Below are 12,110 nucleotides of genomic sequence, written 5' to 3'. Positions count from 1 at the left end.
TGCGACTCAATCGTCCGCGTGCCGCGAATGCCCACTGCGTCGCGGGATCGGTCGAGAATGTGGCGGTGTGACTCATGATCGGCTCGCGGCGTGCGCGTCAGGCCTTCTCGTGCTCGTCGTCGATGAGGGCAAGGAGATGCTTCAGCGCGTCCTCGACGCTCTTGTGGTGGTACTGCCCGGCTCTGCTCTCGCCGGAGATCACGGCGCACCGGTGCAGATCGGTGAAGTCGCCGTACGGGAAGAGATGCCGACCCTTCGTCCCCTCGCTCTCGTCGGTGTCCTCGCCAAGGAACCAGAGCGCGTACTGGTCCATGCCGTGCGCATCGATGTAGTCGTTGCCGTCGTCGGCGCTGGGAGCATGCTCGCTCCAGTCGTCGCGCCGATCGTGCACCACGTGGTTCTCGCGCACGAGCGACTGGGCATGGCGCAGGGCCTCCTTGTTCAGCGTCACAGTCATGTGCGTCTCCTTCCGTGCTCTCGATCTCCGCTCAGGGAGCATTGCGGCCACCGGCTGCAGGTCACAGCTGCGACCGCAGACCCTTACGGTAGGCGCGGTCGGCGGCTTCGCCGAGGGGCTTGACGACGGTGCCGCGCGAATGGCAAGGACGCGGCCATCGCGCTGAGGGGAGTCGGCCCGTACCGGAGCATCCGTGCGGCGTCAAGCCCCTCCACGCGTCGTCGCGAGATCCTTAGGCTCCGTGGTGGTAGCAAGGATGCGTTCCCGGCGCATGCGGGATCCCCCAGGCCCCCGGGTCGCCCGCCAAGCCGCGGAACGCTGAGGGGTCCGGTCGGGTTCGCCGCCGGCCGGACCCCTCTTGCCAGCCGACTGCGCCCCTCTTGTCAAGGGCCCGCAGGAACACTGAGCATCCCATGCGAGAACCGGCCGGACCCGGGCGGCTGCGCACGAGGGCGCGTAGCGTCCGGAACATGTCTACTCTCTACTACGGCAGCGCCGAGCACGCCATCGAGGTCGAGGACATCACCCTTGCCCACCTCAAGGTCGTGATCGCGACGAAGCTCCGGCGGAACGAGAGCTTCACCCTTTCCTGGCAGCACGACGGCGACCAGCCCCTCGGCCGATCCACGATCTGGCTGCACCCTTCGATTCAACTCCGGTTCGAGTTCGACGACCCGAACCCGCCCGAGCTCGACCCGGTGAGGATCCAGGCGATCGCGAACTCCGCGAACACTTCCGGCGGCATCCTCATTCCGCGCGAAGAGATCCTCGAAGCCGCATAAGACGGACGTCAGCGGGTGCTTTTGGGTGTGCGGTTCTCGGCGCTGACCAGCCAGGAGAGCTGTTCGACCCGCTCCAGGATCATGTGCAGGATGTCGGCCGTTGTGGGATTCTCCTCGTCGACGTGGTCGTGCATCTCCCGACAGGTGGCGGCGCCGCCACGGTGACAGAAGATGTACGACAGGCAAGTGCCTCGCTGCATGGGACGGTGCCCGTGCGGGGCCGTAGGCTCGCTTCGACGACGATCCCGCCGGTCGACGCCGCCGGATCCTGGATCCGCGTGTGCGTCCACGGCGTGCGGGTGAGACTCAGACTCACGTAAGCTGGCACTCAGTTGCAGGTTCGAAGGAGAACACCCATGCAGATCGCTGGATCCGGAGCCCTTGTCACGGGCGGCGCCTCGGGGCTCGGCCTCGCCACCGCACGCCGCCTCGCCGCGGCCGGTGCGACCGTCACGATCATCGATCTTCCGACGTCGAAGGGCGCCGAGATCGCGGCGGAACTCGGCGGCGTCTTCGCCGCGGCCGACGTGACGAACCCCGACGAGGTCGCCGCGGCCGTCGCCGCCGCACAGGCCGCCGCCCCGTTGCGCATCGTGGTGAACTGCGCAGGCATCGCTCCGCCCGCGAAGGTGCTCGACCGCGAGGGCAACCCCGCAGACCTCACCGGATTCGAGCGGATCATCCGGATCAACCTGGTCGGCACCTTCAACGTGATCTCCCAGGCCTCCGCCGTCATCGCGAAGAACGACCCCGGCGCCGACGGCGACCGCGGGGTCATCGTGAGCACTGCGAGCGTCGCGGCGTTCGACGGTCAGATCGGTCAGCCCGCCTATTCGGCGTCGAAGGGCGGCGTGCACGCCATGACCCTCCCGATCGCCCGCGAGCTCGCGCGCTACGGCATCCGCGTCTGCACGATCGCGCCCGGGATCATGGAGACCCCGATGCTCGCGGGTCTGCCGCAGGCCGCACAGGACTCGCTCGGTGAGCAGGTGCCGTACCCCGCGCGGCTCGGCCGCCCCGACGAATACGCATCGCTGGTGCAGCAGATCGTCGAGAACGGCTACCTGAACGGCGAGACGATCCGCCTCGACGGCGCCATCCGGATGGCGCCGAAGTAACCGGACCCGGATCCCGCCCCACGCTCAGGTCGCGATCTCGGATCCTCCGGGAGGGCTTTCGCGCACGAAGTGCGACCTGAGCGACGACGTTCCCATCGATCACGAACCGAGGACGACATGACCGAGAACAAGCCCCTCGCGGGCAAGACCATCCTGATGTCCGGCGGCAGCCGTGGCATCGGCCTCGCGATCGCTCTGCGCGCGGCGGCCGACGGCGCCAACATCGCGCTGCTCGCGAAGACCGACACCCCGCATCCGAAGCTCGAGGGCACGATCCACACCGCCGCTGAGCAGATCCGTGCGGCCGGTGGGCAGGCGCTGCCGCTCCTCGGCGACGTCCGCGACGACGAGAGCGTGATCGACGCCGTCCTGAAGACGCAGGGCGAGTTCGGCGGCATCGACATCGTCGTCAACAACGCGAGCGTGATCGACCTGTCCGGATCCCTCGACCTCGCGGCCAAGAAGTACGACCTCATGCAGGACGTGAACGTGCGCGGCACGTTCATGCTGTCGCGCGCCGCCGTTCCCGTGCTCAAGGACGCCCCGAACCCGCACATCCTGTCGCTGTCGCCGCCGCTGAACATCACCCCGCGCTGGCTCGGCGCGCACACCGGGTACACGCTCGCGAAGTACGGCATGACGATGGCGACACTCGGTCTCGCGGCCGAGTTCGAGAAGGACGGCATCGCTGCCAACACGCTCTGGCCCCGCACGACCATCGCGACCGCCGCGGTGCAGTTCGCGCTCGGCGGCGACCGCATGATGAAGGTCAGCCGCACGCCCGAGGTGTACGCCGACGCCGCCTACGCCGTGCTCGCCCAGCCGGCCCGCGAGTACACCGGGCAGACGCTCATCGTCGAGGACGTGCTCGAAGCCGCGGGGATCACCGACTTCTCCGGCTACGCGGCCGTGCCCGGCACCCCCGACGACCAGCTGTTCCCGGACATCTTCCTGGACTGAGCCGCGGTCCGAGTCCGCCCCTGGTTCCGGGGCGTGTTCCTGCCGTTCGGGGCGCGTCCTGCCGACGATCGCCGGTGAGGCGCGCCCCAGAACGGCAGGGTGCAGCCCGAACCAGGGTCGGATCCGGTTCCGTCGCCGCCGGGCTCAGGCCTTGTCGATCGCGGCCACGATGTCGCGGTACCCGCGAGCAGCCGCGAGGTCGCGCGGCAGCACGCCGTCGCCGTCGCGGATCGTGATGTCGGCTCCGCCCGCGATGAGGGTGCGCACGATGTCGACGTAGGTCTTCGAGCCGTCGCCGAGCACGATCGCCTCGTGCAGCGCGGTCCAGTTCAGGTTGTTGACGTGATTCGGATCCACGCCCGCCGCGAGCAGGATCTTCACGGTGCCGAGGTGGCCGCGCTCGGAAGCGGGGATCAGGGCCGTGCCGCCGTAGCGGTTCGTGCTGCGCAGGTCGGCGCCGTGTTCGAGGGTCGCCCGGAGGATCTCATCGTGGCCGCGAGCCCCGGCGTAGAGGTACGCGGAGTCGACGATGTCGTCCTTGGCGTTCACGTCGGCGCCGGCGTCGATCAGTGCGAGGGCCGCGTCGATGCGGTTGCCCTTGGTGGCGGCGATCAGGGCCGTCATGCCACCGGATCCACGGGCTTCGAGGTCGGCGCCCTCGGCGATCGCGGCGCGTACGGCTTCGGCGTCTCCGGTGGACGCGGCCTCGAACAGGCGGGAGTTCAGAGCGGTCATCTCGGCCTCGGTTCTCTGTGCGGGGGAGGGAGCGGGTGCGGTCGACGGCGGGGTCGAGGTCACGGTCGGGACGCCGACCGCTTCCGTCGCGCTCGCCGCGCAGCCGGCCAGCAGCAGCGCGGCCACGCCGAGCCCGGCGAGTGCGCCCACGACGCGCTTCCGGAGCGAGGCTGCGCCCGGAGGGCGAGCGATGTCCGGACGGCGAGCGATGGAGGGCATGGAAATGGTATACCACGCGAAGGTGGGTGCCCCCTGAGGTCATCCCTGTGGGGAGCGGGGGATCCGCGCGTCATCGAACATGAAGAACGGTGAGCGGAAGAGAGCCGCGTTGTGGTGGGATCGTGGCATGAGCACGATCGATCCCGATGTCGCGCGGCGGCAGCGACCGCTGCGCCGAACCACCGCGGCGAGCCTCATCGTGCCGGGGCTGTTCCTGTTGGGCGCGGGCGGCGTCCTGGCGTGGGGGCTGACGCGAGGCGCGGCCACCGGCTTCTCCGACGACGCGGCGGATCAGGACGTCCCCGCGATCATTGCGGCCATCGGCTCGTCCTTCGTGCTCCTGATCGCGCTCGGAGCGTGGACCGGTGCGGCGGGGCGCAATCCGCGCCTCCCCGGCTGGCTGGCTGGGGCCGGCGTCGCGGTGCTGGGCGCGGCCGCGGGCCACGCCCTCGTGGCGCCGCCACCGGCGTGGCTGCGGGAGCCCGTGCTCGATGTCGTCGCCTTTGGTCTCGCTGTCGTCGCCGTCGTGCTTCTGTGGTTGGGAACGGTGGCACGCGCCGCCAGGGCGCGTCGACTCGATGCCGCGGAGGAGCTGGTGCGCACCACATCGCCGGTCACGGGCTCAGTGACGAATCAGGGGTACACGGACTTCGATGAAGCGAGCCAGGTCATCACCGCCGTGACCTATACGTTCCGCGATGGATCCGGTGTGCAGCGCTGGGTCACGAAACCCGCGACCATCCATGTTCGCGACCCGCTGGTGAACGGCGAGGAGGTCGACATCTGGTTCGACCGTCAGGACCCGTCGGACCAGAACAAGATCGTGATCCGTCGGCGGGCGTGAGGGCGCGGGCCCCGTCCGTCGCGCTCACCGTGCAGGCGGCCGGCAGCGTGGCGAAGCCCGAGGGCGGCGAGCACGATCAGCGCGCACTGCTCGGACGAGGCGCGGCGCCGGCGCGAGCCGACCGGCACGCGCGGGTGAAATGTGATTCGATGCATTCCGACAGCACGCGCGAACCCGACGCGCACGGGATCCGCGACGGCGCGCATCCCCGGGCTGATGGGAGAAGGAGCAGCATGGCCGCCGTGCCCCCGCCGATCAACGGCAACGTCTCGCACTGGTGGCAGCAGATCGGCGCCCCGACTCCGCGACGCGAGCTGCCCGGTGACCTCAGCGTCGACATCGCCGTGGTCGGCGCCGGCTACACCGGGCTGTGGACGGCCTACTACCTGAAGAGGGCACAGCCCGGACTGCGGATCGCGGTCATCGAGCAGCGGCATGCAGGCTACGGGGCGTCCGGCCGCAACGGAGGCTGGCTCACCAATTCGGTGACCGGCGGGAGAGAGCAGTACGTGCGCACGCACGGACGCGATGCCGCCACGCGATTCCAGCGGGTGATGAACGAGACCGTCGACGAGGTCATCAACGTCGCCGCGGCCGAGGGCATCGATGCCGACATCAAGAAGGGCGGCGAGTTCGGGGTCGCATACACGGCCGCGCAGGAGGGGCGCATCAGGGCCTTCGCCGCCGCCGAGCAGACCTGGGCGCACACCGACCTCGCCCTGCTCGAGGCTGCCGAGGCGGCCGCCAAGATCGATGTGCGCGGCACCAGGGCCGCCGTCTGGCATCCGCATGCGGCCCGTATCCAGCCCGCCAAGCTCGTCGCGGGTCTCGCCGCGGCGGTCGAACGGCTCGGTGTCGAGATCTACGAGCGCACCACGGTCGACGAGATCGCCCCGCGCCGGCTGCGCACCGATCACGGTACGGTCACCGCCGAGTACATCGTGCGCGCGACCGAGGGCTTCACGGCGAACCTGAAGGGACTGCACCGGCTGTGGCTGCCGATGAACTCCTCGCTCATCGCGACGGAGCCGCTGCCGCCCGAGGTGTGGGAGCAGCTGCACTGGAGCGAGGGCGAAGTGCTGGGTGATCTCGCGCACGTGTACATGTACGCCCAGCGCACGGCGGACGACCGGATCGCGATCGGCGGGCGCGGGGTGCCCTACAAGTACGGCTCGAGGACCGACACCGACGGACGCACGCCGATGTCGACCGTGCGCACGCTCACCGAGATCCTGCACCGGTTCTTCCCCGCGACCACCGGGGCGAGGATCGATCACGTGTGGTCGGGCGTGCTGGGCGTGCCCCGCGACTGGTCGGCGACGGTGGGGCTGGATCCCCGCACCGGGATCGCCTGGGGCGGCGGCTATGTCGGCACGGGCGTGACCTCGACGAACCTCGCCGGGCGGACGATCTCCGACCTCATCCTCGGGAACGAGACCGAGATCACCGGGCTGCCCTGGGTGAACCACCGGGTGCGGCGCTGGGAGCCCGAACCGCTGCGCTGGATCGCGACGAAGGGGCTCTACGCCGCGTACGGGATGGCCGATCGGGCCGAGCTGGCCGGGCGTCCGAACACCTCGCCCGTCGCGCACCTCGCCGACGTCATCACCGGACGGCACTGATCCGCTTCCTCCCTCGGGGTCGTTGAGCGAGCTCCGGCTGCGGCGTCCTCGCTCAACGACTGCGAGGAGCGCCGCTCCCGCGTCAGTGCCAGGACTCGACGGCGTCCTTCGAATCCTTGAGGCCGAGTCCGGTCGCCTCGCGCAGCAGCTTGATCGCCGCGATCTTCTGATCCGCGGCGACGAGCCGGCCGATCTCCGCCCGCACGTCGGGGGAGAGCTGCGCGACGGCTTCGGCGACGGGCAGCCCGCCGGCGTAGGGCGGTGCTCCGGCGGGCCGCGAGCCGGAATGTGCGAGGGAGACCGGGGTCGCGTCCACCGTGCCGGGCGCGGATGGCACCCAGGCGTCGATCTGGTCCTTCGCCTCACGCAGGGAGAGGCCGGAATGCTCGCGCAGCACCTTGATGGCCGAGATCTTCTGCTCGGCGGCGACCAGGGCGTCGATCTCGGCGATGACGGAGGCGTCGAGCGGGTCGCGCGGCGATGCCGGCGGATCACGGCGCGCGGTGGGGGTCTCGGCCGATGCGGCCGGCGTCGCGATCACGGTCCCGAGAGGCTCCGGCGCCTTCGGCCGGATCGCCCGCAGAGTCACGGCGATCACCACGAACAGAATGACGATCACGGCGACGAGGAGGATCCAGATCCAGAGGGGCATGCCGCCAGCGTACGGGGCGGATGCGCGCAGCCGCGCCCAGCGCCTTCGCACCTTGCAGGCCCTACCCTGGAAGACATGTCCGAGACTCCTGCGTCCGCCCGCTCCGGCGCGCCCACGAGGCGCGCCGCCCAGGTGCGCCCCGCCACCGAAGGCTGGACGCAGAAGAAGGACGCCGAGGGGCGCCCGCTGCTGCAGTTCGCCAGCCCCAAGCGGGGGAAGCCGCCGGTGCATCTCGCCGACCTCACGCCCACCGAGCGCGTGGAGAAGGTGAAGGAGCTGGGGCTGCCCGGATTCCGTGCCAAGCAGCTCGCCACGCACTACTTCACGCACTACACCTCGGATCCCGCCCACATGACGGATCTGCCCGCGGGTCAGCGCGACGAGCTCGTGGCCGGGATGCTGCCGCCGCTGCTCACGGAGGTGCGGCGGCTCGAGACCGACCGCGGCGACACGATCAAGTTCCTCTGGCGCCTGCACGACGGTGCGCTCGTGGAGTCGGTGCTCATGCGCTACCCGGGCCGCATCACGCTGTGCGTGTCGAGCCAGGCCGGCTGCGGCATGAACTGCCCGTTCTGCGCCACCGGTCAGGCGGGGCTTACGCGCAACATGTCCACCGCCGAGATCGTCGAGCAGATCGTACGCGCCAACCGCCTCATCGCCGAGGGCGGCCTCGGCGGCAAGAAGGCCGACGACCACTCCATGGAGCGGGTGTCGAATATCGTCTTCATGGGGATGGGCGAGCCGCTCGCCAACTACAAGCGCGTGATGGATGCGGTGCGCGTCATGGTCGCTCCGCAGCCGGAGGGCCTCGGGATGAGCGCGCGCGGCATCACGGTGTCGACGGTCGGCCTGGTCCCCGCGATCAAGAAGCTCGCCGACGAGCACATCCCGGTCACGTTCGCGCTCTCACTGCACGCGCCGGACGACAAGCTGCGCGACGAACTGATCCCGGTCAACTCGCGCTGGAAGGTCGATGAGGCTCTCGACGCCGCGTACGACTATTACGCGAAGACCGGTCGCCGCGTGTCGATCGAGTACGCGCTGATCAAGGACATGAACGATCATGCCTGGCGCGCCGACCTGCTCGCGGAGAAGCTCAACGCCCGTGGTCGCGGCTGGGTGCACGTGAACCCCATCCCGCTGAACCCGACTCCCGGATCCATCTGGACCGCCTCGGAGAAGGACGTGCAGGACGAGTTCGTCCGCCGCCTCAACGACGCCGGCATCCCGACGACCCTCCGCGACACCCGCGGCAAGGAGATCGACGGCGCCTGCGGTCAGCTCGTCGCGACGACCGAGGACGAGGCCGCCGCCGCCGCGATGGCCTGACGTCGCCGGCGCCCGCCGCGGCCCTCGCGCGCGGCCTTCTCTCTCCGTCGAAACCCCCGCAGACCGTCCAGACCCCCGTGCAGCAGCGTTCGTACATGGGGGTGTGGGCGGTACGTGGGGGTCTCGGCGACCGAAGCGCGGTCCTGCCCGTCGTGCCTCGTCCGTTGTCGCGACCCGTCCTTGTCGTGCCGGGATCAGTCGCGCGGGGATCAGTCGCGCGGGGTGCGCAGCCGGAGCAGTCGTCCGGATCCTTCGATCAACTCGGACCAGGATCCGACGTCGACCGAGCACTCGGCGACCGCGCAGGTCGGGAACTCGACAACGGACCCGGTGAGTTCCTCCACCGCATCCGCCATCCCGGGGTTGTGCCCCACCAGCATCGCGCCGCCGACATCATCGGGAAGCATCGCCGCGACCGCCAGGATCGTGCGGGCGGACGCCGCGTACAGCGCCGGATCCTCGATCACCGCGAGCCCGAACGCCGCCGCGTACGCGTCGGCCGTACTGTGCGCGCGGGTCGCGGAGCTCGACACGATGCGCTGCAGGTCCACCCCCTCGTCGCGCAGCCGTCGCGCCATCGCGGGGGCATCACGGCGGCCGCGCGCGTTCAGCGGTCGATCGTGATCGCGCAGGCCCGCCATGTCCCAGTCGGATTTCGCGTGGCGCGCCAGCAGCAGGGTCTTCATGCTCACAGCGTGCCACCGCGCGGCCTCAGCCGCACACCCCATCGGCGGGATCCCGCGTGGCCGCCGAGCATGCGGACCCGGCGCGACAGCTACTCGCCGAGCAGTCGCGGGCGCACCTCGGCGAGCCGGGCCTGCAGCGCCTCCAGGAACGCGGCGATCGCGGGCTGGTTCAGCGCCTCGGGGCGGGCGATCAGCCAGTACGGCAGCCGTTCGTCGATCTCCTCCGGCAGCACCCGCACCAGATCCTCGTGCTGGTCGGCGAGGAACGCGGGGAGGAGCCCGTAGCCGGCGCCTCCGCGGGTGGCGTCGACGTGCACGTACACGTTCGTGCTCGCGACCGCGTCGAGCATGCCCGGCACGGCCCGGCGCGCATCGTCGAGGGAGTCGACGTGCAGCATCGACTCGATGAAGTAGACGAGCGGCTGTCCGGCGAGGTCGGCCGGATCCTGCGGTGCGGGGTGGGTGCGCAGCCAGTCGCGGCTCGCGTACAGGCCGAGGGCGTAGTCGGCCAGGTGGATCGCTCGGGCCCGCCGCACCTGCGGCCGACCCACGACGACCTCCAGATCGGCGCCGGTGCGCTGATGCGAGGCCTGCCGGGTGCCGGTGATGAGCTCCAGCCGCACGTCGGGGTGGACCCGGCGCAGGGCGGCCATGGCGGGAGCGGCGACGAAGCCGCTGAAGCCGTCCGTGGCGGAGAGCCGGATCAGGCCGCCGATCCGCGTGGCGTCGCCGCCGTCCAGGCGGCTGAGCGCGCGCTCCACGCCCTCGGCCGCGGCCAGCGCGCGCGAACCCAGCGGGGTCAACTCCCAGCCCGCCCCCTCGCGGGAGAGAACCCGCCCGCCCAGCTGCGCCTCGAGGGCGGCGATGCGGCGCGCGACCGTGGTGTGGTTCAGCCCGAGCTGCTGCCCGGCGGCGGTGAACCGGCCGCTGCGCGCCACGGCCAGTAGCACGAGGAGGTCGTCCGCGCTGAGCGGCGGTGCGGGGAAGTGCGCGTCCATCTGTGCAGTTTTGCATAGCCGTAGCCTCTTCCGCCGTGCGCGGCGGTGAACTACCGTGCAGGCATGGCAGCGCAGCGATCCCCGGTTCCAGACACCGACCTCCGGGGGCGCACGGCGCTCGTCACCGGTGCCGGGAGCGGCATCGGCGCCGCATGCGCCCGGGCCCTCGCGCGGGACGGCGCGCACGTGCTGGTGCTCGACCGGGACGCCGAGGCGGCCGCCGCCGTCGCCGCGGAGATCGGCGGTGAAGCGCTGGCCGTCGATCTCGGCGACCTCGACGCGCTGTCGGCGCGGGACTTCGACGCCGACATCCTCGTGAACAATGCGGGCCTGCAGACCGTCGCGCCCATCGTCGAGTTCGATCCGCTGATGTTCCGTCGGATGCTGGACATCATGGTGACGGCGCCGTTCCTGCTCATCCGTGCGGTGCTCCCCGGCATGTACGCGCGCGGATGGGGGCGGATCGTGAACATCGGCTCCGTGCACGGACTGCGCGCGAGCGAGTACAAGTCGGCCTATGTGACCGCCAAGCACGCGCTCGAGGGGCTCTCCAAGGTCACCGCGCTCGAGGGTGGGCCGCGCGGCGTCACGAGCAACTGCATCAACCCCGGCTACGTGAACACGCCGCTCGTCCAGCAGCAGATCGCGGATCAGGCCCGCACGCACGGGATCCCCGAGTCGGACGTGATCGAGAAGGTCATGCTCGTCGAGTCGGCGATCAAGCGCCTGCTCGAGCCCGACGAGGTGGCGGATCTGGCCCGGTGGCTGTGCGGCCCGACCGCGGGATCGGTCACCGGGGCTTCGTACACGATGGACGGCGGATGGAGCGCGCGATGAGTGCCCGCGTCGCACAGGGGGCGGATCCGGCCCTGGCGGTCACGTCCTTCGGCCCCGCATCCGACACCGCCGCGATCCTGGCGATCCACGGCATCACCGCCAACGGCCGATCGTGGGACACCGTCGCCGCTCTCCTGCCGGCTCGGCGCGTCCTCGCTCCCGACCTGCGCGGGCGAGCGCGCAGCAACACGCTGCCCGGGCCGTACGGTCTGCGCCGGCACGCGGAGGACCTCGCCGCCGTGCTGGATGCGGACGGCGGCGGGGCGCGGACGATCATCGGGCACTCGATGGGCGCGTTCGTCGCGGTGGCGCTCGCCGCGGCCCGCCCGGACCTCGTCGCCCGCCTCGTGCTCGTCGACGGCGGGCTCCCCCTCGCTCTGCCGGACGGCGTGAGCGCCGACGACCTCGACATCGCCGCGCTCCTGGGGCCCGCCGCTCAGCGGCTGTCCATGGAGTTCCCGGACGAGGACGCCTATCTCGCCTTCTGGCGCGCCCATCCGGCCTTCGCACGGGACTGGTCGGCGGCAGTCGAGACCTACGCGCGGCACGACCTGGACGGATCCGCCCCGCATCTGCGCTCCTCGACGGCGGCCGCAGCGATGCTGCAGGACGGCGGCGAGCTGTATGGACCGGACTGGTACCTCGACGCGCTGCGCGGACTGCGCATGCCGGTGACCGTGCTGCGCGCGCCGCGTGGCCTGCTCGACGAGGATCCGCTCTACCCGCCGGGGGCGCTCGAGCAGTTCGGCGCGCTCGTGCCGCAGCTGAGGGTCGTCGAGGTCCCCGATGTGAACCACTACACGATCCTGTTCGCCGACCGGGGCGCCGCTCGCGTCGCCGCCGAGGTGGACGCCCGCCCCTGACCGCCCGC

Annotated in this window: 13 protein-coding genes and 1 pseudogene; 8 read left to right on the top strand and 6 right to left on the bottom strand. The window is 71.0% G+C overall.

Annotated features, from left to right (window positions below; all coding sequences use genetic code 11):
- Positions 1–97: 97 nt before the first annotated feature.
- Positions 98–457 (bottom strand): hypothetical protein, encoded by a 360-nt coding sequence (locus tag ACFWCK_RS12935; protein ID WP_378806225.1) that lies wholly within the window; start codon positions 455–457, stop codon positions 98–100.
- A 470-nt stretch (positions 458–927) separates the two neighbouring features.
- Between ACFWCK_RS12935 and ACFWCK_RS12930 the strand changes: the two genes are divergently transcribed.
- Positions 928–1,239, top strand: a complete 312-nt coding sequence (locus ACFWCK_RS12930) for a hypothetical protein (RefSeq protein WP_378806224.1) — start codon at positions 928–930, stop codon at positions 1,237–1,239.
- Between the two features lie 8 nt (positions 1,240–1,247).
- Here ACFWCK_RS12930 and ACFWCK_RS12925 read toward each other — a convergent pair.
- Positions 1,248–1,385 (bottom strand): annotated as a pseudogene (locus ACFWCK_RS12925) (DNA starvation/stationary phase protection protein); the annotation flags it as partial.
- Between the two features lie 210 nt (positions 1,386–1,595).
- Between ACFWCK_RS12925 and ACFWCK_RS12920 the strand changes: the two are divergent.
- Together ACFWCK_RS12920 and ACFWCK_RS12915 are read left to right on the top strand one after the other, a co-directional pair.
- Positions 1,596–2,357, top strand: coding sequence for an SDR family NAD(P)-dependent oxidoreductase (locus ACFWCK_RS12920; protein ID WP_378806222.1), 762 nt, complete (start codon positions 1,596–1,598; stop codon positions 2,355–2,357).
- A gap of 117 nt (positions 2,358–2,474) precedes the next feature.
- Positions 2,475–3,317 (top strand): NAD(P)-dependent oxidoreductase, encoded by an 843-nt coding sequence (locus ACFWCK_RS12915; protein WP_233312714.1) that lies wholly within the window; start codon positions 2,475–2,477, stop codon positions 3,315–3,317.
- Positions 3,318–3,461: 144 nt separating this feature from the next.
- On the opposite strand, the gene ACFWCK_RS12910 is transcribed toward ACFWCK_RS12915, so the two are convergent.
- Complete coding sequence (locus ACFWCK_RS12910) at positions 3,462–4,271, bottom strand: ankyrin repeat domain-containing protein (RefSeq protein ID WP_233312715.1); 810 nt, start codon at positions 4,269–4,271, stop codon at positions 3,462–3,464.
- A gap of 127 nt (positions 4,272–4,398) precedes the next feature.
- Here ACFWCK_RS12910 and ACFWCK_RS12905 point away from each other — a divergent pair, with 127 nt between their 5' ends.
- Positions 4,399–5,115, top strand: a complete 717-nt coding sequence (locus ACFWCK_RS12905) for a DUF3592 domain-containing protein (protein ID WP_378806221.1) — start codon at positions 4,399–4,401, stop codon at positions 5,113–5,115.
- Positions 5,116–5,348: 233 nt separating this feature from the next.
- Positions 5,349–6,737 (top strand): NAD(P)/FAD-dependent oxidoreductase, encoded by a 1,389-nt coding sequence (locus ACFWCK_RS12900; RefSeq protein WP_378806220.1) that lies wholly within the window; start codon positions 5,349–5,351, stop codon positions 6,735–6,737.
- A gap of 82 nt (positions 6,738–6,819) precedes the next feature.
- On the opposite strand, the gene ACFWCK_RS12895 is transcribed toward ACFWCK_RS12900, so the two are convergent.
- Positions 6,820–7,389, bottom strand: coding sequence for a ribosomal protein L7/L12 (locus tag ACFWCK_RS12895; RefSeq protein ID WP_378806219.1), 570 nt, complete (start codon positions 7,387–7,389; stop codon positions 6,820–6,822).
- A gap of 75 nt (positions 7,390–7,464) precedes the next feature.
- On the opposite strand from ACFWCK_RS12895, the gene rlmN reads away from it, so the two are divergent.
- A complete protein-coding gene (rlmN, locus tag ACFWCK_RS12890) occupies positions 7,465–8,718 on the top strand; it encodes a 23S rRNA (adenine(2503)-C(2))-methyltransferase RlmN (protein ID WP_233312719.1) in 1,254 nt (417 codons plus the stop codon).
- 209 nt (positions 8,719–8,927) lie between these two features.
- Here the strand turns inward: rlmN and ACFWCK_RS12885 are convergent, their stop codons facing one another.
- Both ACFWCK_RS12885 and ACFWCK_RS12880 read right to left on the bottom strand, forming a co-directional pair.
- A complete protein-coding gene (locus tag ACFWCK_RS12885) occupies positions 8,928–9,404 on the bottom strand; it encodes a SixA phosphatase family protein (protein WP_378806218.1) in 477 nt (158 codons plus the stop codon).
- 89 nt (positions 9,405–9,493) lie between these two features.
- Entirely contained in the window at positions 9,494–10,402 is a 909-nt protein-coding gene (locus tag ACFWCK_RS12880) for a LysR family transcriptional regulator (protein WP_233312721.1), read from the bottom strand.
- A 63-nt stretch (positions 10,403–10,465) separates the two neighbouring features.
- On the opposite strand from ACFWCK_RS12880, the gene ACFWCK_RS12875 reads away from it, so the two are divergent.
- Together ACFWCK_RS12875 and ACFWCK_RS12870 are read left to right on the top strand one after the other, a co-directional pair.
- Positions 10,466–11,239 (top strand): 3-hydroxybutyrate dehydrogenase, encoded by a 774-nt coding sequence (locus ACFWCK_RS12875; protein ID WP_378806217.1) that lies wholly within the window; start codon positions 10,466–10,468, stop codon positions 11,237–11,239.
- A complete protein-coding gene (locus ACFWCK_RS12870; RefSeq protein ID WP_378806216.1) occupies positions 11,236–12,102 on the top strand; it encodes an alpha/beta fold hydrolase in 867 nt (288 codons plus the stop codon). The genes ACFWCK_RS12875 and ACFWCK_RS12870 overlap by 4 nt, the downstream gene beginning before the upstream one ends.
- Positions 12,103–12,110: the final 8 nt, after the last annotated feature.

The sequence above is a fragment of the Microbacterium sp. NPDC060117 genome (genome assembly GCF_042729315.1).
Classification (GTDB): Bacteria; Actinomycetota; Actinomycetes; order Actinomycetales; family Microbacteriaceae; genus Microbacterium.
This window is presented reverse-complemented; position numbering and strand designations above follow the sequence as displayed.